We start from the raw sequence: 21,097 nt of genomic DNA on the forward strand, positions 1-21,097 counted from the left end.
GCTACCAAGGTTCACCTCCCGTCACAGCAGCGGCTTGACATCACGATTGGGAAGTCCTTTCCGGTGCTGATGTCGCGGAGATTCGGTCTCCGCACCGTCGTGCTCCTGCACCCGCCCGGCTGCCGACCGTCCATGGAGACAGCCGGGCGGGGGTCTGTGGGGTGAACCCGGGGCTGAACGTGCGCGCCGGTCAGGGGCGCTGCGAGCCGAGGAGCGCCCTCGGCTACCTGCCCGAGCACACCGCCGCCACGATCGACGAGCCGATGGCGGCGAGGCAGACGACATACGCGATCTGCCGGGCCCGTTCGCTCATCCGTCCTTCTCCGGGAAGGGTGGAGCGAGTCCGCTAGGCACCACGTACGTTCCGGTGCGCTCGGTGAACTCTGGTGCGCGGCTGGGCCGGGGCCGAATGGGGAGCGGAGGGCGATCTGCGGTTGCACCGGCAGACGGCTCCTCGGGCTGCCGCTTCATGGCGAGGAGTTTCCGCAGTACCCGTGCCTGAGCGCGGACGTGTGCGTAGACCTCGTGAGAGTAGGCAGCTCGACGCGGCGGGTTGTCGACGAGGTGGGTTACTTCGAGTCGGAAACTGCGATCCGACGAGGTCAGTTCTGCTTCCACGGCGAAGACTTCGTCTGCGAAGGTGACGATCTTGCGACGCAGCAAAGAGACTGCCTCGTCCAGCGTTGAACGGGTCGTCGTACCCAACCGGAACGCAAGGGCGCGGCGTACGTCGAGCTCCGCGCTGATCACGTCCTGAGGTAATCCTTCGGCTCCCGTATTGCTAGCCGCCTCCGGTGGACTGTTGACCGGTTGGTGAGTCATCACGATCTCCTGTGCCCAGGCGCGTAGCGCTCTCGATATGCGCACATGGGTGGCGAGTTCAGTTCGCGAACACCTGTGCGGGGACGCAGTGCAGCCGTGTAACGCCGTCACCAAGCTTCTGTGCCAGCCCAGTTCAGCTGTCGGCTGCTACTTCTCAACAGAATGCACCCAACTGGGAGCTGTGTGCAACATGAGTGGGCTCAACGTTGAGATTTCTCTAGCATTGGGAAACTCAACAGGCATATGACGAAACCCTGAACGGGCCCATGCGGCACACTGGTCCGCGGCGAAGGAGGGGAGTGACGGGTGGCACATCCGGAACCGAAGGTGCGAAAGAAGCGGCTCGGGTCTGAACTGCGCAGGCTCCGGGAGGAGGCCGGCATCAGCCTTCAGCAGGCCGGTGAGACCGTCGATGGCGACAAGACGAAGATGAGTCGCATCGAGAACGGGCGGCAAGGGCTGCGGCCTCTGGAGCTGAAGACCCTGCTCGACATGTACCAGGTTGATCCGCCCATGAGGGAAGCGCTGCTCGCCCTTCAGCGGCAGAGCAAGCAGAAGGGCTGGTGGTCGCAGCACTCGGACAAGCTCAAGCCAGACTTTCAAGAACGACTCACGCTGGAGTCGGACGCTGTCCGGATCTACGCCTACCAGAGTGTGGTGGTCCCTGGCCTGCTTCAGACCGATGCGTACGCCGAGGCGGTCATCCGCGGTACGGTGAGCAAGCGGATGAGCGACGAGGAAGTGCGGACACTCGTCGACCTTCGCCTCGCCCGACAGGCGATCTTTGATCGAGATGACGCGCCTCAATACCTCTGCATACTGGACGAATCGGTGCTTCATCGGCAGGTGGGTGGTCCTGCCGTCACAGCTGCACAGCTACGCAACCTCGTCGAAGTGTCCGACCGCCCTGGCATCGCGGTACAGGTGATCCCCTACTCGCAGGGCGCGTACGTAGGCATGGACGGTCCGTTCACCGTGTACTCGTATCCGGACCCGATGGAGCTGGACGTCGTCGGTCTCGACAATCTCGACGGCGGCCTGTACCTCGAAGAGACGGGGGCTGTGGAGAACTACCGCAGTGCCTTTGACCAGCTACGTGCGGCCGCTCTATCTTCGCGACAGTCCATGGATGTGATCTCACGCGTTGCGCGAGATCTTGAGAACGAGTAAGAGGCTCACGATGATGCGGCACGATCTTCCGACCGAAGCATGGATCAAGTCGTCCTACAGTGGCGACACTCAGGGCCAGTGTGTCGAGTTCCAGGTAGCACCGGGCGGAGCTGTCGCTGTGGGCGACTCCAAGGACCGCGATCGTGGAGCCTTCGTTTTCCCGCCTGCTGCGTGGGGGGCGTTCGTGGCCGGAGTGAAGAGCGGCAGCGGCATCTAGTTCGTACCCGCAGCCCTGGCGGGCTCAGCCGGGCGGTCACTCCGTGCAGCAGAACGTGGCTGCCCGCTTGCCGCCCCAACCCCCGAAGTGTGGAACTGCTCAGCGGGCGCGGCCCGCCCGAGCCGGGACGGCAGGAGGCAGTCAGCCGGCGGCGATCGCCGAGTAGGTCAGCACGTCGGCCGGGATTTGATGGAAGAGCTTCCACTCGATCGCCATCGGGTTGCTGCCCGTGTGCTTGACGTACTCCGCCGGCCCCATGAGCATCCACGGCTGGGGTCCACCGATATCCGTCTGCTTGTATCGGCGGACGAAGAGCAGGACGTGCGTGCCCTTCTCCTTGTGGGTCTGGTAGCGGACACCGGTGGGTGAGCGCTCTGAAGTCTGGTTCTGTGACTCCCAGTGGAACAAGGAGTCATTGAGGGCGTAGTCCTTGTAGCGGGTCTCGGGTGAGAAGTCCTTCTCGTCCTTCTCCAGGGTCACGAACAGGGCATCGGTCTGGATGTTCTCGCACCATTTCACGCCTTCGCGGAAGTGCCCGGGCTTTCGGCCGTCCACGGAGGCCTGGCCCAGTGCGGGCAGAATCTCTTCGCGGCTGTACGAAGCGTGGATGGTCAGTGGGATGGCGGCGTGAGCCCCGAGGAGCGGCACGGGTACGTGGTCGGCCTGCTGCAGCACGTGAGCGAGCACCTGACGCAGCTCGTCCCGGAACGCATGCTGGGGGCGCAGTGAGTCCAGCCCGGCTTGGTAGCTTGTGAAGTCTCCACCCAGCGGCCAGAGCGAGAAGAAGAACATGCGGGCGTAGCTTTGTTCCTGCTCGCTGAGCTCGTCGTAGTGAGGAGCGTCATCGGCCAGCAACTTGCTGTACGCGGCAACGCGCAGCGGGTCATCGACGTGCAGGAAGGCCGAGACCCGCTTGAGGAGGGCCAACTCGCCTTCAGGTCCGACTGCGTCTAGGAGATTCGCTCGACGCAAGAGGCCTGTCCATGAGTTTCCGCTGCCTCGGTAGAGCTCCTTGAGCTCCCGGCCGCTCTCCTTGAGGAAGTCCGCAAGGCGTGGCTCCGCGTAGGAAGCCACCTCGCGGGCCAACTGCGTGACATTGACCGCGATCTGTGCGCGGATGTTGTCGATGATCAGGTCCTTGGCCTTCGTCTCAAGGATGATCTGGCAGCCCGAAGGAAGCTGGGGGAAGTCCTGCTCGACGCTGTCGAGAAGGCGGTTCCGCGTCAGGTTCGTCAGCGCACGGAACTGTTCTTCGAACCGGAACTCCTTGCGGTGCTGACCGATGAAGTCGAGGACGGTGAGGACCGCCTTGTTCTCCGTGCGACGCAGCCCCCGCCCCAACTGCTGGAGGAAGATCGTGGCACTGGAGGTGGGGCGCAGCAGGAGCAAGGTGTCGACGTCGGGGATGTCGAGACCTTCGTTGAACAGGTCGACGGAGAAGATGACTTGGAGTGCACCCGAGCGCAGGTCATCAAGTGCTGCCTTGCGGTCGAGTGCTGGAGTCTCACCAGACAGAGCCACCGCGTTCAGGCCGGCCCGTCGGAAGAAATCGGCCATGAAGTGTGCGTGCGCGACCGACACGCAGAATCCCAGGGCACGCATCGAGTCAGGGTCGGTGACCTTGTCCTTCACCGCTTGCACCACGAGGCGAGCCCGTGCGTCGTTGCCCGTGAACAGGTTGCTCAAGGCTGTCGTGTCGTAGGCTCCGCGCTTCCATGTGACAGCGCTCATGTCCGTGTTGTCAGTGACGCCGAAATAGTGGAAGGGGCTCAGGAGCTCGTTCTCCAGTGCCTCCCAGAGACGCATCTCCGCCGCGATCCGACCGTCGAAGAACTCGTCCTGGATGTTCAAGCCATCCATGCGTTCCGGAGTCGCTGTCAGCCCCAAGAGCTCCCGTGGCTGGAAGTGGTCCATAATCTTGCGGTAGGTGGGCGACGTGCCGTGATGGAACTCGTCGATCACGATGACGTCAAAGTGATCCGGGGCGATACGGTCCAAAGTCTGCGCTGTGAGCGACTGGACGCTGGCGAACACGTGGGTCCATCGGCTGGGGATCTCGCCACTGAACAACAACTCACCGAAGTTCGCATCGATGAGAACGTTCTGGTAGACGCGCAAGGACTGCTCCAGAATCTCCTTGCGATGCGCGACGAAGAGCAGGCGTGGGTCACGGCCGAGGATCTGACGCAGACGTTTGAAGTCCAGCGCCGCCATGACGGTTTTCCCCGTGCCCGTAGCCGCGACGAGAAGATTGCGGTGCCGGTCTTGCACCGTGCGCTCGACTTCGAGGCGTTCGAGCATGTCCCGCTGGTGCGGGTATGGGCGTACCTCCAGGCCGGAGAGGGTGATGCCCGTAGATCCGGGGCGGCCATTGCCACCGGCGCGGGACAGGGCATCGTCCAGCCGCTGGGCGTCCCTGGCCGGGTCGTACGACTCGAAGGCCGGCTCACTCCAGTAGGCGTCGAAGGTCGCCTCGAACTTGCGGATCACCGAGGGCGTCGCGACGGAGGACAGTCGGACGTTCCATTCGAGTCCATCAAGGAGGGCGGCCTTGGAGAGGTTCGAACTGCCGACGTACGCCGTGTCGAAACCGCTGTCACGGCGGAAGAGCCACGCCTTGGCGTGGAGGCGGGTCGAGCGAAGCTCGTAGTTGACCTTCACCTCGGCGCCGAAGTCTCGCACCAGCCGGTCCAAAGCGCGACGTTCGGTGGCGCCGATGTACGTCGTCGTGAGTACACGGATGGGGATACCCCGCTCGCGTGCCGACGACAGGGACTTCTCCAAGACGCGGAGTCCGTGCCACTTCACGAATGCGCAGAGGAGGTCGACTCGGTCGGCGGTGGCCAGCTCGGAGCGCAGCTCGAAGCCGAGGCTGGGGTCCTCGGGAGAGTTCGTGATGAGCGCCGTCTCGGCCAACGGGGTCGCTGGACGTATGGCATACACGCCGGGCGCCTCCTGCTCCGCGACCGCCAGCAGCTGCCGCGGCCCGTCGGCGACGAGGTCGACCCACTCTGTTGCACCCTCAAGCGTATTGAGCGATTCCAGGATGTGATTGGCCGCAACCACCTGCTCGGCGGGGGAGAGTCCTTGGAGCACCCGGCGCACTGTTGCGCCGATATGGCGGGAGAGGACATGGGGCGCCGATTCTGTGCCGACTGAGGCTTCGATGGAGTGCCAGCCTGCGGAGTCGAGCTGTTTCATCCGCTCAGCGAGCCGATGTGTGATGAGCGATTCATAGAGCCCAGCAACCGGCGCTTCAACCGAAAAGTCGTTGGGCATGCCCCGAGTCCCCCTCATTTGGCTGCGTTCTGCATATGCAGTTGTATCAAGGAGGTCTGACATCCGGGCCCGATGGCTGGCGAAAGCAGCAGGGGCCACCGCCCCAGAAGTCGTGGGCGGCGGCCCCTGCTAGGGATGTGACGCCGGCGGCCTCAGCCCCCGTGGCACCCCCCGTAAGCCTCCCCCGACCCGCACCAGCAGGCAGCCGTGCGCGCCGGAGGCCACGGGAGCGCGCGGCCCCGGGCGGCGAGGGTGGTGGCGTACTGGGGGAGGAGGCCCGGGTCGGACGGGGAGGCGGACTCCGAGGCGGCGAACGCCTCGTACGAGGGGACCGTGCCCGTGACGATGCCCAGGTTCGGGGTGCCCGTGGCGTGGAGGTCGCGCAGGGACGCCTCCAGGCGGGCCAGGTGGGTCGGGCGGTCCACGTACTCCTCGGTCAACTCCGGGTACGACGTCAGTAGTTCGCGGAGCTCCTGCTCCGGCCAGTGCAGTACCGCCACCGGGAACGGCCGGGACAGCGCCGTGCGGTACGTGCCCAGCTCCGCGCGCAGGCGGGCGATCTCGGCCTTCAGCTCCACCGGATCCGAGGAGCCCAGCGACCACAGGCGCTTCGGGTCGTGCAGCTCGTCCAGGGGCACCGGGGCCGTGTGCAGCTCGCCCGCCAGCTCGTCCCAGGCGTCGTGCTCCAGGCCCATCAGCCGGCGCACCCGGTGGCGGCCGGTCAGCAGAGACTGGGTGGCGTACGGGACCTCCTCGCCGGGGGCCAGCAGCAGGGTCAGGGCGGTGGAGAGGAAGTCGTGCGCCTTCTCCAGCTCGTCGTGTGCCTCCAAGGTCTCCGCGGCCACCTGCCACGGCGCGGCGTTCAGCGGGCCGGCGGCTCGGATGCCGTCGATGATCGCCCGGGCCTCGGCCTCGTGACCGTACTCCCAGAGGTTGGCCGCCTTCAGGGCCTTGATCAGGTGCGGGTTGTCGACGGTCGCCTCGGGGGCGGCGAGCAGGCCGTCGTAGAGCGTGCTCGCGCGGGCGCGGTCGCCCGCGAGTTCCAGGTGGGCCGCGGCCTGGAGGACCAGCGGTTCGTGGTCCTCGGGGTACTGCGCCGCGGTGCGGAGCAGACGCTCGGCTTCGGTGGTGTGGTCGGCAGGCGTGTCGGGGCGCATGGACCACACGGTACTGCCGGACGGTGACGGCGGGGAGAAGAGGGCGGGGGAGGAGAAGCGGGAGAAGTCTGGAGAGTTGTGAGGTTTGCCCCTACCGTGCGCTCCGAGTCCTCAACGGTGTGCGGTCGTGCGCCCCGAGGCTTGCGGTGCGGGAGGGCGACGGTGACGGTGACGTCGATACGGAGGCGGGGAGCCGGGCGAGGGCGTGCGGCGTTGTCCGGAGTGTGTGGCCGTGGTCGTGGCGGAGGGGTGTTGTCCGGTGGGCGTGGCCGTTGCCGTGGTCCTGGCCGTTGCTGTGGCCCTGGCCCTGGCCGTGGTGGTTCGTATCTTCTTGCCCGTGGGCTCTGGGTGTCCGCCGAAGTCGTCGTCACCCTCGGTGTCGTCCTACTCCTCCTCGTCGTCCATCAGCTCTGGTGGACCAACCGCGAGGCCCGCGCCGACGCCGGGCGCACCGTCCGGAGCCTTCAGCGGGAGTGGGAAGAGCCCGCCCCCGCGCCCGTGCCCGCCCCCGGCCCGGGTGGTGGTGAGGGCGCGGTCGACGGGGGGCCTCGTCCCTCGGCCTCCGGTCGTGGGGCCGAGGCCGCGCCCGGCCCGGCCGCCCGGCCCCGTACCGCCCCCCGCTGGGACCAGGCCTACGCGGTCCTGCGTATCCCCCGGATCGGGCTCACCGCCCCCGTCGCCGAGGGCACCAGCAAGGGCGGGGTGCTCGACCGGGGGTACGTCGGGCACTACACCCGTACCGCGCAGGCCGGACAGGCCGGGAACTTCGCGCTCGCCGGGCACCGCAACACCCACGGCGAACCCTTCCGCCGCATCGACCGGCTGCGCAGCGGCGACCGGATCACCGTCGAGACCCGGGACGCCGTCTACACGTACACCGTCGGCAAACGCCTCGCCCGGACCGCGCCCTCCGACAGCGGGGTCATCGCGCCCGTACCGCGCAGCAACATCACCACCTCCGCCGGCTACAGCGAACCCGGCCACTACCTCACCCTCACCACCTGCACCCCCGAGTTCAGCTCCCGCTACCGCCTCGTCGTCTGGGGGAAGCTCACCGCCATGCGCCCCGGTGACGATCCCGGGAACCCGAAGGCCGCTCCGGCGCATCGTGTATAACGAAAGAGTGCCGTTCACTCCGATGGGCGGCACCCCGCAGGAACGGCACAAGGGCCTCCGCACGAACGGCACGAGGGCCTGCGGAACGGTTCGAGGAACGGCATTCGAGGAACGGGAGGTGCACATCGTGCGGGACGCCAACGCCCTGCGCCGCGCCTTCGCCCGGCTGCTCCGGCCCGCCGGACTCGTCCTCCTCTTCCTCACCGAGGTCCTCCTCGCCGAAGGCGGCAGCCTCTCCGCCGCCGTCGCGCTCGCCGCCACCGCCGCGGCCGGGTCCGCCCTCCTCGCCTGCGCCGTCATCAGCGCCCGCTGCGCGGCCCCGGTGCCCCGCACCCGGGTCCGTACGGCCATCAGGGACCGGGAGCGGCGCACCGCGTTCCTCCCTCAACGCGACCCCGACGCGCGGGGGCGCACCAGGCCCCGGGCACCCGGGTACGCCCTCCTGACGGCCGCCGCGTAGCGCAACCCCGCACCTCCCGCCCGCACCGCGCGTACGTGCGCCGCACCCGGGACGGGTGCGCCCCGCGCCGGTCGTCATGCCGAGTGATCACCCCCGTACCTCCTCGCAGGTACCTCCCGGCACGACGAGACCCCCGGAGGGCTCACCCATGTCCGCCTTCATGTCCGCTTTCGCGAACCTGGTCGGCTCCCTCGCCGATCTGCTCGAACCGCTCTTCCAGACCGCGTCCACCGCCGCCGCGATCATCCTGTTCACCGCGCTCGTCCGGCTCGCCGTCCACCCGCTCTCCCGGGCCGCCGCGCGCGGGCAGAAGGCCCGCAGCCGGCTCCAGCCGCAGATCGCCGAACTGCGGAAGAAGCACGGCAGGAATCCCGAGCGGATGCAGAAGGCGATCATGGAGCTGCACGCCGCCGAAAAGGTGTCGCCGCTCTCCGGCTGCCTGCCGAGCCTGCTCCAGATGCCCGCGTTCTTCCTGCTCTACCACCTGTTCTCCAGCAGCTCGATCGGCGGCGAGCCCAACGCGCTGCTCAGCCACGACCTGCTCGGCGCGCCGCTCGGCGGGCGCTGGCACGACGCGCTCGCGCACGGCGGCCTGTTCGGCGGCCAGGGGCTGGTCTACCTGGGGCTCTTCGTGATCGTCGCCGCCGTCGCCACGTTCAGCTACGGACGCACGAAGCGGCAGATGGCCGCCAATCCGATGACGCCGGCCGCCGGCCCGGACGGACAGCCCGTGCCCGGGATGGGCGCGATGACCAAGCTCATTCCGTTGCTGTCCTTCTTCACCCTGATCACCGTGGCCGTCGTCCCGCTGGCCGCCGCCCTGTACGTCGTCACCACGACCACCTGGACCGCCGTCGAGCGGGCCTGGCTCTACCGCGACATGCCGGTCGCCGGTGGCGCCATGGCCACCGCGGCGTAATCGGCGCGGCCGATGCGCCGGTCCAGTGTGTGAACGAGGTCTTGCGGAGTGATCCGATCTCTTGGACGATCAGCCAAGCCCCTCGGCGGCCGCACCCCGCCGAAGGGCTCTCCACCTCGATCAAGAGGAGTTGGACCGTTGAAGCTGCTTCGAGTCGGTACGGCGGGCGCCGAGCGTCCCGCACTTCTCGACCGCGACGGGACTCTGCGTGATCTGTCGGGAATCGTCCCCGACATCGACGGCGAACTGCTCGCCGACGCCTCCGCGCTCGCCCGCGTACGGGCGGCCGCCGAGACCCCCGGTGTGCTGCCCGCCCTGGACGCGACGGGGCTGCGGATCGGTCCGCCGGTCGGGCGCATCGGCAAGATCGTGTGCATCGGGCTGAACTACTACGACCACGCGACCGAGACGGGAGCGGAGATCCCGGCCGAGCCGATCCTGTTCTTCAAGGCCCCCGACACCGTCGTCGGGCCCGACGACACCGTCCTCGTACCGCGCGGCAGCCGGAAGGCCGACTGGGAGGTCGAGCTCGCCGTCGTCATCGGGCGCACCGCCCGCTACCTGGGCTCCGCCGAGGAGGGGCTCGCCCATGTCGCCGGGTACGCCACCGCCCACGACGTCTCCGAGCGCGAGTTCCAGATCGAGCGCGGCGGCACCTGGGACAAGGGCAAGAACTGCGAGACGTTCAACCCGCTGGGCCCCTGGCTCGTCACCGCCGACGAGGTGCCCGACCCGCAGGCCCTGCCGCTACGCCTCTGGGTCAACGGCGAGCTGAAGCAGAACGGCACCACGGCCGAGCAGATCTTCCCGGTCGGCGAGGTCGTCCGCTACCTGAGCCACTTCATGACCCTCTACCCGGGCGACATCATCAACACCGGTACGCCCGCCGGGGTCGCCATGGGGCAGCCCGAGCCCAAGCCGTACCTGAAGGCGGGCGACGTGGTGGAGCTGGAGGTGGAGGGGCTCGGACGGCAGCGGCAGGAGCTCAAGGACGCCTAGCCGGGTGGCGGGGGTGCCGTCGTCGTCCCGCGTACGTACGTGTGACGGCGCCCCCTTTCCCGTACGGGCTGCTCAGCCGCCCGGCCCGCCTCCCCGTACGGCCGGATCAGAGCCCCGGCGTCGCCGTGAACTGCTCCAGCGCCTCGACCACCATCGCGTGGTCCTCGGCCTGCGGCAGCCCGGAGACCGTGACCGTGCCGATCACGCCCGCGCCCTCCACCGCGATCGGGAACGAACCGCCGTGCGCGGCGTACGTGTCCGGGTCCAGGCGCGAGGACTCCTCGAACGTCGTGCCCTTCGCGCGGAACCGGGTGCCGACCAGGTACGAGCTTTCGCCGTACCGCTCGACCACCTTGCGCTTGCGGTCGATCCACGCGTCGTTGTCCGCGCTCGAACCCGGCAGCGCCGCGTGGAACAGCTGCTGCGCCCCGCGCCGGATGTCGATCGCGACCGGCGCGTGCCGCTCCCGGGCCAGCTCGACCAGCAGGCTGCCCAGCGCGAACGCGTCGTCGTGGGAGAAGCGCGGGAGGGTGAGCCGGCGCTCCTGGGCGATCAGCTCGGCGATGGTGGGGGAGGGGGAGGTGGTGGTCATGCGCGCCGCTCCTCTGCGTCGTGGTGCGGTCCGTTGTGGTGGGGGAGAAGGGTGACCGAGACGCCTTCGCGCGCCGAGCGGCGGGCGGCCTCCAGGACGTCCAGGGCCGCGGCCGCCTGGAGCGCGGTGACCGGGTTGGCGCCGGTGCCACGGACGGCCGCGGCGACGGCGGCGTAGTACGCGGGGTAGTCGCCGGGCAGCGTACGGACGGGAGTGCCGCCGCCGGTCAGCGTGGACTCGCCGGAGCCGATGCGGCCCCACAGCTCCTCCGCCTCCTCGCCCCACGGCTCACCGGCCACCGGGCGCAGCCCCCCGCGCAGGGCCGCCTCCTGCGGGTCAAGGCCGTACTTCACATAGCCCGCCGCCGAGCCGAGCACCCGGAAGCGCGGGCCGAGCTGGGCCGTGGTGGCGCTGACGTACAGATGCGAGCGGACCCCGTTCTCGTGCGTGATCGCGATGAACGTGTCGTCGTCCGCCGCCGCACCGGGACGCCGTACGTCGGACTCCGCGTACACCTGGACGGCCGGGCCGAACAGCACCAGCGCCTGATCGACGACATGGCTGCCCAGGTCGTACAGCAGACCGCCGATCTCGTCCGGGTCGCCCGACTCGCGCCAGCCGCCCTTCAGCTGCGGCCGCCAGCGCTCGAACCGGGACTCGAAGCGCTGCACCTCGCCCAGCTCGCCGTCGGCGATCAGCGCGGCCAGGGTGCGGAAGTCGTTGTCCCAGCGGCGGTTCTGGAAGACCGAGAGCAGCAGCCCGCGCTCCTCGGCGAGAGCGGCCAGCTCGCGCGCCTCGGCGGCGGTCCCGGCGATCGGCTTGTCCACGACGACGGGCAGCCCGGCCTTCAGCGCGGCCGTCGCCAGCGGGACGTGCGTCTTGTTCGGGGAGGCGATCACGACCAGGTCCAGCTCGTCCGCGCGCTCCCACAGCTCGTCCGGCGAGGCGGCGAACCGGACCTGCGGATGGGCGGCACGGGCCTCCGCCCGGCGCTCCTCGTTCGACGTGACGACCGTGTCGAGGACCAGGCCGTCGGTCGCGGAGACCAGCGGGGCGTGGAAGACGGAGCCGGCCAGGCCGTACCCGACGAGGGCGACGCGGAGAGGGGCGCCGGAGGCGGCGGGGGCGTTGGGGGTCATGCGATCCACTTAAGCAACGCTGTTGCCAAAGTGCAAGCGACCGGCACAATGGGGTGGTGAAGGGGAGTGAGCGGTGAACAGGAGCAGAACGAAGGCCCCGGCGGGGGTGAACCTCCCGGCGCTGCGCCACCACAACGCCGCGCTGGTGCTGGACCTGCTGCGGGCCGCCGGGGCGGAGGGCATCAGCCGGCTGGAGCTCGCCGAGGGCACCGGCCTCACCCCGCAGGCCGTCAGCAAGATCACCGCCCGGCTGCGGGAGGACGGCCTCGCCGCCGGCGCGGGCCTGCGCCCCTCCACCGGCGGCAAGCCGCGCACGGTGCTGCGGCTGGTCCCCGACGCCCAGTTCGCCGTCGGCCTCCACCTGGACCGCGACGGGCTCACCGCCGTCCTGGTCGACCTCGCGGGCCGGCCCGTCGCCGTCGCCACCGCACCCCTCGACCTCGGCGCTCCGGCGGAGCGGGTCCTCGCGGACGCGGCCGACGCCGTACGGGACCTGTGTGCGGCCGAACCGCACAAGCCGGTGATCGGGGTGGGCGTCGCGGTGCCGGGACCGCTCGACCACCGGGACGGCGTGCTGCACCGGGTCACCGGATTCCCGCGGTGGGACGGCTACCCGCTGCGCGCCGCCCTCGCCGAGCGGACCGGGCTGCCGGTGGTCCTGGACAAGGACACCAACGCCGCCGCCCTGGCCCTCGCCCTCGGCGGCGCGGGCGGTGGCGACTTCGCCTACCTCCACCTCGGTACGGGTCTCGGCGCGGGCCTGGTCCTCGGCGGCGAGGTGCACCGGGGGGCGCGGACGGGGGCCGGCGAGTTCGGGCACCAGACCCTCCAGCTGGACGGCCCGCTGTGCGGCTGCGGCGGGCGTGGCTGCATCGAGGCCCTGTGCCTGGCCGCCGAGGCGCGCGGCGACCGGGGCGAGGCGGCCCGGGTGCTGGGCACGGGCGCGGCGAACCTGGTCGGCCTGCTCGACATCGACCGGGTGGTCCTGGGCGGCCGGACGGTGGCCGCCGACGAGGACGCGTACGTACGGGGCGTCCGGGCCGTGATCGAGGAGCGGGCCGCCCGGGGCGGAGCGGGCGCGGGCGTGACCGTCACGGTCGCCGGGGGCGGAGACCGGCCGGTCGCGGAGGGCGCGGCGCAGCTGGTGCTCGCGCCGGTGTTCGGGCGGGTCGGGGAGGAGAAGCGGGTGGGGGAGGAGAAGGCGGATCGAGGGTAGGGCCTCGCCGGCCGTTGCTCCTCCTGCTCCCGCTGACCCAGGGAGATGCAGTCGGGTGATCCTATTAACCGTGTCGGCATGTCGACTCTCTGAGTTCGCGCGCGCGTGATGACGTCGGAGGTCACCACCGGCGGCCCCCGCCAGGGCCCCGGTCGTCCCGCGAGCAGCGAAGGGTGACCCCCATGCCCCCCACCTCCGGCGCACGACCACGTGACGGCCGTACGCTTGCCGCCCTCGGGCTGGTCGCCGGGATCACGGTGCCCGCCGCGCTCCTGGGCGGACCGCAGGCGACGGCCCTGTCCGCCCCGGCGGTCTCCGCCTCCTTAGCCGCAGCCGCACCCGCGGATGTACGAGCCGTACGCGCCGCGAACGCGGACGACGAGCAGCCCGTGTGCGGTGACCCCAAGGCCAAGGACTTCCCCATCGAGGCCCGGATCCAGGACGCCCCGGACCGGTACGCCTCCGGCGGCGGCTACGGCACCTGGTTCCTCGACCTCACCAACACCACCGACACGTCCTGCCAGGCCCTGCACCCGGTCCTCGTGCTCGCCGACCGCGACCGCAGGCTGACGTCGGACCAGATCCAGCTGGAGTTCTCCGAACCCGGCAGCCCGGAGAAGGAGCACCGCGTCACCTGGGAGTCCACCGACCACGACGAGCAGATCGGCGTCTTCGGCGACCCGTTCCCCGGGTTCACCGTTCCCGCCGGGGAGACCGTCTCCGTACGCGTCCGGATGGCGTTCACCTCCGACACCGCCCCCGGTCCGGTCACCGCGCACGCGGCCGTCGTCCAGCGCCGCCACCAGGACAAGGGGAAGGGCGGCGCGCGCGAGGACGGTGAGTGGGTGGGGGAGTCGGAGGAGTACCCCTTCGTGATCGTCGACGGCGCCACGGGCGGCATCCGCGAGCCGGACGGCCCCCGCACCGAGCGCCCCGAACCGGAGCGCACCGCCCCCGCCACCGGCACCCGCACGGACCGGCCGCGCGATCCCGACGGCCGCCGCGAGGACCCCCGTACCGACTCCGGCACGGGCCGGGACCCGGCCCCGGACAGCGACTCCGGCCCCCGGCCGCCGGCCCGCCCGGACGGGAACGACTGCGGCGAGGAGAGCCCCGGGCTGCCGGCCCGCGACGGACTCGGCCGCCCGCTCCCCGAACTCGCCCGCACCGGACCGGTGTCGACCGCCTGGACCGGAGCCGCTGCCGGGGTGTTCCTGCTGGCCGGGGCCGCCCTGCTGCGGCACGCCCGCCGGGCCCGCCGCACGGGGGACTGAGCCGGAGGGCCCGGGGCGGTGGCCCGCCGCCACGGCTGACGGTACGGGCGAGGGGCCGCGACCCGTGCCCGTACCGGTCCGTTCACCCGCGTCTGCCACCATCGGGCGGTGGACTACCCGAACGACCAGGCACCTGGCGCACCGATCCGCTCCGGCATCCCCGAGCACGGCCGCATCCCGAAGTACTACGCGGTCAAGGCCCGTATCGCGGTCCTGCTCGACGAGTTGGGCGAGGGAGGACTCCTGCCCACCGAGCGGGAACTCGCCCAGCTGCACGAGGTCTCGCGCGAGACCGTCCGCCAGGCCCTGCGGGAACTCCTCCTGGAGGGGCGGCTGCGTCGGCAGGGGCGCGGCACCGTCGTCGCCGGGCCCAAACTGGAGCAGCCGCTCTCGCTGGCCAGCTACACCGAGGGCGTCCGCCGCCAGGGGCTGCGGCCCGGACGCAACCTCATCGGCCTGGACTGCTTCCCCTGCCCCGAGGCGCTCGCCGCCGAGGTCGGCGTCGAGCGGGGCGAGCCCGTCTGGCACCTGGAGCGGGTGCTGCTCGCCGACGACGAACGCGTCGGCCTGGAGAGCACGTACGTCGGCGTCGCCCGCGTCCCGGACCTGGACACGGCGTTCGACCCGGACTCCTCCTTCTACGCCTACCTCCGCGACGCCCTCGGGATCGCCTTCGGCGACGCCGACGAGCGGATCGAGACGGTGCTCGCGACCCCCCGGGAGGCCCTGCTCATCGGGACCCCGCCCGCCTTGCCGATGCTCCTCATCCACCGGCTCTCCCGGGACACCGACGGCCGGCCGCTGGAGCGCGTGCGGACGCTGTTCCGGGGGGACCGCTTCTCCTTCTCCGCGCATCTGCGGGGCTGAGGGCTGAGGGCTGAGAGGGGCGGATCGCGGCCCGCTGTCCCACGTCCGCCGCACGCCTCCTTTGGTCACGAAAACATAACGGGTCTGGTCCAAGCTTGCGAGGCCGTTCACCGTCCCGTCGATGACCGGACGTGTCCGGGCCACCCGCCCCCAGGAGCGTGGCCGCCGTGAGAGTCATCGTCGTAGGAGCCGGCGTGGTGGGAACCATGCACGCCTGGCACGCAGTCAGCCGCGGCCACGAGGTCGTACAGATCGAGCGTGAGAGCGAGGCGCGCGGGGCTTCGCTCCGCAATTTCGGACAAATATGGATCAGCGGGCGGGCCGGGGGCGAGGAGCTGGAAACCGCCCTGCGTGCCCGTGAGTTGTGGGAGGCCATCGGGGAGCGGGTGCCCGGGCTCGGCTTCCGGGCCTGCGGTTCACTCACCCCGCTGCGGACCGCGCGCGAGGTCGCCGTCGCCGAGGCGGCCGTCGCCCGGCCCGACGCGGCGGCGCGCGGCTACAAGCTGCTCACCGCCGACGAGGCCCGGGTCCTCAACCCGGCCCTGCGCGGCGCGTTCACCGCCGCCCTGTGGTGCGAGCGGGACGCGGCGGTCGAACCCCGCACCGCCCAACTCGCCCTGAAGGAAGAGCTGCTGACCTCCGGGCGGTACACCTACCTCGGCGGCCGTGAAGTGCGGGAGGTCGTCGGGACCGCCTCGGTGCGCGACGACCACGGGGACGTCCACACCGGTGACGCCGTCATCCTCGCCACCGGCGCCTGGCTCGGCGGGCTCGTCCGCGAACTCGCCGGGCCCGAGCTGCCCGTGCGCCGCGTCCGCCTCCAGATGATGCAGACCGACCCGCTCGGCGAACCCCTCACCACCTCCGTCGCCGACGCCGACAGCTTCCGCTACTACCCCGCCTACCGGGGCGAGGCGCTCGACGCCCTCAACGCCGGACAGGCCCAGGACCCCGTCGCCGCCGAGCACCGCATGCAGCTCCTCATGGTCCAGCGCCGCGACGGCGGGCTGACCATCGGCGACACCCACGAGTACGAGCACCCCTTCGCCTTCGACACCGTCGAGGAGCCCTACGAGCACCTCACCCGGGTCGTCGAAGCCTTCCTCGGCCGCCCGCTGCCGCGCATCCGCCACCGCTGGGCGGGCGTCTACGCCCAGTGCACCGACACCGCACGCGTCGTCCACCGGCAGCAGGTGCGCGACGGGGTCTGGCTCGTCACCGGACCCGGCGGGCGCGGCATGACGTGCTCGCCCGCCATCGCCGAAACGACCGCCGACCAACTGGGCTGGTGAACCCCATGAATTCCCCGACCGACATCACGCGCGACCCCTACAACCTCGTCGTCCTCGACATGGCCGGCACCACCGTCGCCGACGACGGCCTCGTCGAGCAGGCCTTCTCCGCTGCCGCCCAACGCCTGGGCGTACGCCCAGGATCCGACGAGCACACCCGGCAACTCGCCCACGTACGCGCCACCATGGGCGAGTCCAAGATCTCCGTCTTCCGGCATCTGTTCGGCGACGAGGACCGGGCGCAGTACGCCAACACCGCCTTCGAGGAGGCGTACGGGGAGCTCGTCGACGGCGGCCGCATCGCCCCGCTCCCCGGCGCCCGCGAGGCCGTGGAACGTCTCGCCGCCGAAGGCCGTACCGTCGTCCTGACCACCGGCTTCGCCCGCACCACCCAGGACGCCATCCTCGCCGCCCTGGGGTGGCAGGACCTCGTCCCGCTCACCCTCTGCCCCGCCGACGCGGGCGGCCGGGGCCGGCCCTTCCCGGACATGGTGCTGGCCGCCTTCCTGCGCACCGGGGCCGTGGCCGACGTCCGCCGGACCGTGGTGGCCGGCGACACCTCGTACGACATGCTCAGCGGCGTACGCTCCGGTGCCGGGATCGTCGCCGGGGTCCTCACCGGCGCCCACGACCAGGACCGGCTCGCCCGGCACGGTGCGACCCACGTCCTCGGGTCCGTCACCGAACTGCCCGGCCTCATCGCGCGGGCCGAGGCGTGAACCCCGGGACCGCCCCCGGCGGCATCCGCTTCGACGGCGTCACCGTCGCCTACGGCGGCACCGTCGTCCTCGACCGGCTCGACCTCACCGTCGAACCCGGCGAGTTCATGGCCCTCCTCGGACCCTCCGGCTCGGGCAAGACCACCGCCCTGCGCGCCGTCGCCGGGTTCGTCCGGCCCGCCGCCGGGCGGGTGTTCCTCGGCGGCCGGGACGTCACCGCCCTGCCTCCGCACCGGCGGGGCATCGGCATGGTCGTGCAGAGTTACGCCCTCTTCCCCCACCTCAAGGTCAAGGACAACGTGGCCTTCGGGCTCAAGGCCCACCGCACTCCGAAGGCCGAGATCCCCGGCCGGGTCACCGAGGCCCTGGAACTCGTCGGCATGGCCGCGTACGCGGAACGCCACCCCCGCGAACTCTCCGGCGGCCAGCAGCAGCGCGTCGCGATCGCCCGCGCGCTCGCCATCCGGCCCGGCGTGCTGCTCCTGGACGAACCGCTCTCCGCCCTCGACGCCCGCCTCCGCTCCGGAATGCTCGCCGAACTGGCCAGACTCCACCGCGAGTTGCCGGACGTCTCGATCCTGTACGTCACCCACGACCAGGTCGAGGCGCTCACCCTCGCCGACCGGATCGCCGTCATGGACCGCTCCCGGCTCCAGGACTGCGGCACCCCCGAGGAGCTCTACCGCCGGCCCCGTACGGAGTTCACCGCCTCGTTCGTCGGCAACGCCAACCTCCTCCCGGTCACCGTGACCGGTGAGGGGGCCGTCCGGCTCGGCGACCGCCCCCTCGGTGTCCTCGCCGAGACCGGCACCGCCGCGGCCGGGGCCACCGCCACCCTCTGCGTCCGGCCGCATCTGGTCGGCCTCGGCGACGGGCCCAACGCCCTCACCGGCAGCGTCACCGAGGTCCAGTGGCGCGGCTCCACCCACCGCGTCCACGCCGACGTCGACGGCCACCGCGTCATGGCCGACCTCCGCGAACTGCGCGAGCCCCCGGCCATCGGCGACCCCGTCACCCTGCACTACGCCACCGAGGACGCGGTGCTGCTTCCCGCAGGCGCGGGAGCGGGGGCGGGAGACCCGACGGAGGCCGGCCCATGACCGCCACGGCCGCCACCGCCGCCACCACCGCCCCCGCCCGGTCCCGTACCGTCCCCGCCTGGGTCTGGGCGCTGCCACCCGTCGCCGTCCTCGCCCTCGCGTTCCTCTACCCGCTGGTCCTGGTGGGCCGGCAGTCCGTCACCCCGGACGACGGCGGCGGCGTCTCCCTCGACCCGTACGCCGACGTCTTCGCCTCCGAGGTCTTCCGCGACGCGCTCACCACCACCGTGTGGCTCGCCGCCGGATCGACCGTGGGCTGTCTGGTCCTCGGGTTCGCCCTCGCGCTCGTCATCGCGTTCGTCCCGTTCCCCGGCGGCAGGACGGTCGCCCGGTTCGTCGACGTCTTCCTCTCCTTCCCGTCCTTCCTCATCACGCTCGCCCTGCTCTTCGTCTACGGCTCGGTCGGCATGGCCAACGGCCTGTGGACCGACGTCACCGGGGCGGCCGACGGGCCCTTCCACTTCCTGACCACGCCCTGGGGAGTCCTGCTCGCCGAGATCACCTTCTTCACGCCGTTCGTGATGCGTCCGCTGCTCGCCGCGTTCTCCCAACTCGACACCGGGCAGCTCGAAGTAGCCTCCTCGCTCGGGGCCGGCCCCGCCCGGATCATCCGGCAGGTGATCCTGCCCGAGGCGCTCCCGGCGCTCGCGGCGGGCGGCAGCCTCGTGCTGGTGATGTGCCTCAACGAGTTCGGGATCGTCCTGTTCACCGGGGCGAAGGACGTCACCACGCTGCCGATGCTCGTCTACAGCAAGGCGATCCTGGAATCGGACTACCCGGCCGCCTGCGTCGTCGCCGTCGTCAACATCGCCCTCTCCGTGGGCCTTTACAGCCTCTACCGGGTGGTGAGCCGTCGTGCTGGTGCATAGCCGGGCCGGGAAACGGGCCACCTGGGCCGTCTTCCTGCTCCTCTTCGTCCCGCTGTTCGCGGTGCCGCTGCTCGTCATCCTCGCCGCGTCCCTCGCCACCCACTGGTCCGGGGCCTTCCCCTCCGGGCCCACCGTCGAGCGCTACGCCGCCGCGACGAGCGGCGACTCGCTCCAGGCGCTGACCACCAGCCTCGCCACCGCTCTCGCCGCGAGCGTGCTGGCCCTCACCCTCGGCGGCTGGGCCGCGCTCGCCGCAGCCTCTCTCCGCAGCCGCGGAAGGCGGCTCCTGGACGCCCTGTTCATCCTGCCGGTCGCCGTGCCCTCGGTGGTCGTCGGACTCGCGGTGCTGGTGGCCTACAGCCGGCCGCCCGTGCTGCTCAACGGGACGCGGTGGATCGTGATCCTCGCCCACACCGTCCTCGTCACCGCCTTCGCCCACCAGTCCGTCGCCGCCGCCGTACGCCGTCTGGACCCGATGTACGAACAGGCCGCCGCCGGTCTCGGCGCGAGCCCCGCACGGGTTCTGTGGCGGGTGAAGCTGCCGCTCCTGCTGCCCTCGCTCACCTCGGCCGTCGGGCTCTGCTTCGCCCTGTCCATGGGGGAGTTGAGCGCCACGATGATGCTCTACCCGCCGGACTGGACCCCGCTGCCGGTGCAGATCTTCGCCGCCACCGACCGGGGCTCGCTCTTCACCGGCGCCGCCCTCGCCGTGGTCCTGATGACGTCGACGCTCCTCGTCCTGGCCGCCGTCTCCCGCATCCGGACCCGCGCCTCCTACCGCTGATCCCCGCCAAGACCTCCCGGAGAGAACCCATGCGCATCCCCACCCGCACCCTCGCCCTCCCCCTGGCCGGCCTCACCGCCCTCACCCTCACCGCCTGCGGCTCCTCCGCCGCGTCCGACGCCAAGTCCGTCACCGTCTACAGCGCCGACGGCCTCAAGGGCGAGAACGGCGACGGCTGGTACGACAAGGTCTTCAAGGACTTCGAGAAGCAGACCGGCATCGAAGTGAAGTACGTCGAGGGCGGCTCCGGCGAGATGGTGCAGCGCGCCGCCCGCGAGAAGTCCAACACCCAGGCCGACGTCCTCGTCACCCTCCCGCCCTTCATCCAGCAGGCCGACGAAAAGGGGCTGCTGACCGCGTACGAGCCCCAGGGCGCCGACCAGGTCGACGGCGCCGGCCGGGCGGCCGACGGCACGTGGACCTCCGTCGTGAACAACTACTTCGGCTTCATCCACAACAAGAAGGAGCTGAAGGACCCGCCGCGCACCTGGGAGGAGCTGCTGGACCCCGCGTACAAGGAGAAGGTCCAGTACTCCACCCCCGGCGTCGCGGGCGACGGCACCGCCGTCCTCATCAAGGCCATGCACGACTTCGGCGGAAAGGAGCCGGCCATGGCCTACCTGAAGAAGCTCCAGACCAACAACGTCGGCCCGTCCGCCTCGACCGGCAAGCTCGCCCCCAAGGTCGACAAGGGGGAACTCCTCGTCGCCAACGGGGACGTCCAGATGAACTTCGCCCAGTCCAGGGACATGCCCAACCTCGCCATCTGGTTCCCCGCCCGGGGCGACGGAAAGCCCACCAGCTTCGCCCTGCCGTACGCGGCCGGGCTCGTCGCGAAGGCCCCGCACGGCGAGAACGGCAAGAAGCTGCTCGACTTCATGCTCTCCGAGCAGGCCCAGCGCGACGTCAGCGCGGTCGGCGGGGGCTTCGCCGCCCGCAAGGACATCGAGGCCACCGACGCCAACGCCGTCGAACTGGCCGGGCTGATGGAAGGCGTGGAGATCTTCGAGCCCGACTGGGCCGACATCGGCGCCAACCTGGACACGTACATCGACGCCTGGAAGTCGGCCACCGGAAGCTAACCGGCCACTTCCCGGCCACGGATT

General features: G+C 70.9%; 20 protein-coding genes. 15 read left to right on the plus strand and 5 right to left on the minus strand.

Going from position 1 to position 21,097, the window contains the following annotated elements; genetic code table 11:
* Nucleotides 1-309: 309 nt before the first annotated feature.
* Complete coding sequence (locus IE145_RS19835; protein ID WP_189526728.1) at nucleotides 310-750, minus strand: hypothetical protein; 441 nt, start codon at nucleotides 748-750, stop codon at nucleotides 310-312.
* Nucleotides 751-1,128: 378 nt separating this feature from the next.
* On the opposite strand from IE145_RS19835, the gene IE145_RS19840 reads away from it, so the two are divergent.
* Nucleotides 1,129-1,992 carry a helix-turn-helix domain-containing protein gene (locus tag IE145_RS19840; RefSeq protein WP_189526730.1) on the plus strand — a complete coding sequence of 288 codons (864 nt, stop codon included), beginning with the start codon at nucleotides 1,129-1,131 and terminating at the stop codon, nucleotides 1,990-1,992.
* Nucleotides 1,993-2,005: 13 nt separating this feature from the next.
* A complete protein-coding gene (locus IE145_RS19845; RefSeq protein WP_373296611.1) occupies nucleotides 2,006-2,209 on the plus strand; it encodes a DUF397 domain-containing protein in 204 nt (67 codons plus the stop codon).
* A gap of 141 nt (nucleotides 2,210-2,350) precedes the next feature.
* Here IE145_RS19845 and IE145_RS19850 read toward each other — a convergent pair whose 3' ends face one another.
* Together IE145_RS19850 and IE145_RS19855 are read right to left on the minus strand one after the other, a co-directional pair.
* A complete protein-coding gene (locus IE145_RS19850; protein ID WP_189526734.1) occupies nucleotides 2,351-5,488 on the minus strand; it encodes a DEAD/DEAH box helicase in 3,138 nt (1,045 codons plus the stop codon).
* A gap of 152 nt (nucleotides 5,489-5,640) precedes the next feature.
* On the minus strand, nucleotides 5,641-6,645 hold the full coding sequence (locus IE145_RS19855; protein ID WP_189526736.1) for an SEC-C domain-containing protein: 1,005 nt from the start codon (nucleotides 6,643-6,645) through the stop codon (nucleotides 5,641-5,643).
* A 348-nt stretch (nucleotides 6,646-6,993) separates the two neighbouring features.
* Here IE145_RS19855 and IE145_RS19860 point away from each other — a divergent pair, with 348 nt between their 5' ends.
* The 4 genes from IE145_RS19860 (at nucleotide 6,994) to IE145_RS19875 (ending at nucleotide 10,139) form a co-directional block, all read left to right on the plus strand.
* Complete coding sequence (locus IE145_RS19860) at nucleotides 6,994-7,761, plus strand: class E sortase (RefSeq protein ID WP_189526738.1); 768 nt, start codon at nucleotides 6,994-6,996, stop codon at nucleotides 7,759-7,761.
* Between the two features lie 127 nt (nucleotides 7,762-7,888).
* Complete coding sequence (locus IE145_RS19865; RefSeq protein ID WP_093438357.1) at nucleotides 7,889-8,221, plus strand: DUF6412 domain-containing protein; 333 nt, start codon at nucleotides 7,889-7,891, stop codon at nucleotides 8,219-8,221.
* Nucleotides 8,222-8,369: 148 nt separating this feature from the next.
* A complete protein-coding gene (locus IE145_RS19870) occupies nucleotides 8,370-9,140 on the plus strand; it encodes a YidC/Oxa1 family membrane protein insertase (protein WP_189526740.1) in 771 nt (256 codons plus the stop codon).
* A 138-nt stretch (nucleotides 9,141-9,278) separates the two neighbouring features.
* A complete protein-coding gene (locus IE145_RS19875; protein ID WP_189526741.1) occupies nucleotides 9,279-10,139 on the plus strand; it encodes a fumarylacetoacetate hydrolase family protein in 861 nt (286 codons plus the stop codon).
* Between the two features lie 106 nt (nucleotides 10,140-10,245).
* On the opposite strand, the gene IE145_RS19880 is transcribed toward IE145_RS19875, so the two are convergent.
* Together IE145_RS19880 and IE145_RS19885 are read right to left on the minus strand one after the other, a co-directional pair.
* Nucleotides 10,246-10,731, minus strand: a complete 486-nt coding sequence (locus tag IE145_RS19880; protein WP_093808860.1) for a heme-degrading domain-containing protein — start codon at nucleotides 10,729-10,731, stop codon at nucleotides 10,246-10,248.
* On the minus strand, nucleotides 10,728-11,870 hold the full coding sequence (locus tag IE145_RS19885) for a Gfo/Idh/MocA family oxidoreductase (protein WP_189526743.1): 1,143 nt from the start codon (nucleotides 11,868-11,870) through the stop codon (nucleotides 10,728-10,730). Before IE145_RS19885 ends, IE145_RS19880 begins: the two co-directional genes overlap by 4 nt.
* Nucleotides 11,871-11,943: 73 nt before the next feature.
* Here IE145_RS19885 and IE145_RS19890 point away from each other — a divergent pair, with 73 nt between their 5' ends.
* The 9 genes from IE145_RS19890 to IE145_RS19930 all read left to right on the plus strand — a co-directional run bounded on the left by IE145_RS19890 (nucleotide 11,944) and on the right by IE145_RS19930 (nucleotide 21,073).
* Nucleotides 11,944-13,086 carry an ROK family transcriptional regulator gene (locus IE145_RS19890; protein WP_189526745.1) on the plus strand — a complete coding sequence of 381 codons (1,143 nt, stop codon included), beginning with the start codon at nucleotides 11,944-11,946 and terminating at the stop codon, nucleotides 13,084-13,086.
* Between the two features lie 182 nt (nucleotides 13,087-13,268).
* A complete protein-coding gene (locus tag IE145_RS19895; protein WP_189526747.1) occupies nucleotides 13,269-14,360 on the plus strand; it encodes a chromosomal replication initiator protein DnaA in 1,092 nt (363 codons plus the stop codon).
* 108 nt (nucleotides 14,361-14,468) lie between these two features.
* Nucleotides 14,469-15,227: a GntR family transcriptional regulator gene (locus IE145_RS19900; RefSeq protein WP_189526749.1), complete on the plus strand. Its 759-nt coding sequence runs from the start codon at nucleotides 14,469-14,471 to the stop codon at nucleotides 15,225-15,227.
* A 167-nt stretch (nucleotides 15,228-15,394) separates the two neighbouring features.
* Nucleotides 15,395-16,519: a TIGR03364 family FAD-dependent oxidoreductase gene (locus IE145_RS19905; RefSeq protein ID WP_189526751.1), complete on the plus strand. Its 1,125-nt coding sequence runs from the start codon at nucleotides 15,395-15,397 to the stop codon at nucleotides 16,517-16,519.
* Between the two features lie 5 nt (nucleotides 16,520-16,524).
* Nucleotides 16,525-17,238, plus strand: a complete 714-nt coding sequence (locus tag IE145_RS19910) for a phosphonatase-like hydrolase (RefSeq protein WP_189526753.1) — start codon at nucleotides 16,525-16,527, stop codon at nucleotides 17,236-17,238.
* Nucleotides 17,235-18,338 carry an ABC transporter ATP-binding protein gene (locus IE145_RS19915; protein ID WP_189526755.1) on the plus strand — a complete coding sequence of 368 codons (1,104 nt, stop codon included), beginning with the start codon at nucleotides 17,235-17,237 and terminating at the stop codon, nucleotides 18,336-18,338. The genes IE145_RS19910 and IE145_RS19915 overlap by 4 nt, the downstream gene beginning before the upstream one ends.
* A complete protein-coding gene (locus tag IE145_RS19920; RefSeq protein ID WP_189526757.1) occupies nucleotides 18,335-19,207 on the plus strand; it encodes a 2-aminoethylphosphonate ABC transporter permease subunit in 873 nt (290 codons plus the stop codon). Before IE145_RS19915 ends, IE145_RS19920 begins: the two co-directional genes overlap by 4 nt.
* Nucleotides 19,194-19,991 (plus strand): ABC transporter permease, encoded by a 798-nt coding sequence (locus tag IE145_RS19925; protein WP_189526759.1) that lies wholly within the window; start codon nucleotides 19,194-19,196, stop codon nucleotides 19,989-19,991. The genes IE145_RS19920 and IE145_RS19925 overlap by 14 nt, the downstream gene beginning before the upstream one ends.
* Before the next feature lie 29 nt (nucleotides 19,992-20,020).
* Nucleotides 20,021-21,073, plus strand: coding sequence for a 2-aminoethylphosphonate ABC transporter substrate-binding protein (locus IE145_RS19930; RefSeq protein ID WP_189526761.1), 1,053 nt, complete (start codon nucleotides 20,021-20,023; stop codon nucleotides 21,071-21,073).
* The last annotated feature ends 24 nt before the right edge of the window (nucleotides 21,074-21,097 follow it).

The sequence above is a fragment of the Streptomyces sindenensis genome, assembly GCF_014649035.1.
Lineage (GTDB): Bacteria > Actinomycetota > Actinomycetes > Streptomycetales > Streptomycetaceae > Streptomyces > Streptomyces sindenensis.

Excerpts from the sequence above, each read along its gene's own strand:
- IE145_RS19850 (WP_189526734.1), bottom strand. The coding sequence starts at position 5,488 with ATGCCCAACGACTTTTCGGTTGAAGCGCCGGTTGCTGGGCTCTATGAA.
- IE145_RS19930 (WP_189526761.1), top strand. The coding sequence starts at position 20,021 with ATGCGCATCCCCACCCGCACCCTCGCCCTCCCCCTGGCCGGCCTCACC.
- IE145_RS19870 (WP_189526740.1), top strand. The coding sequence starts at position 8,370 with ATGTCCGCCTTCATGTCCGCTTTCGCGAACCTGGTCGGCTCCCTCGCC.
- IE145_RS19845 (WP_373296611.1), top strand. The coding sequence starts at position 2,006 with ATGCGGCACGATCTTCCGACCGAAGCATGGATCAAGTCGTCCTACAGT.
- IE145_RS19855 (WP_189526736.1), bottom strand. The coding sequence starts at position 6,645 with ATGCGCCCCGACACGCCTGCCGACCACACCACCGAAGCCGAGCGTCTG.
- IE145_RS19880 (WP_093808860.1), bottom strand. The coding sequence starts at position 10,731 with ATGACCACCACCTCCCCCTCCCCCACCATCGCCGAGCTGATCGCCCAG.
- IE145_RS19910 (WP_189526753.1), top strand. The coding sequence starts at position 16,525 with ATGAATTCCCCGACCGACATCACGCGCGACCCCTACAACCTCGTCGTC.
- IE145_RS19920 (WP_189526757.1), top strand. The coding sequence starts at position 18,335 with ATGACCGCCACGGCCGCCACCGCCGCCACCACCGCCCCCGCCCGGTCC.
- IE145_RS19885 (WP_189526743.1), bottom strand. The coding sequence starts at position 11,870 with ATGACCCCCAACGCCCCCGCCGCCTCCGGCGCCCCTCTCCGCGTCGCC.
- IE145_RS19895 (WP_189526747.1), top strand. The coding sequence starts at position 13,269 with ATGCCCCCCACCTCCGGCGCACGACCACGTGACGGCCGTACGCTTGCC.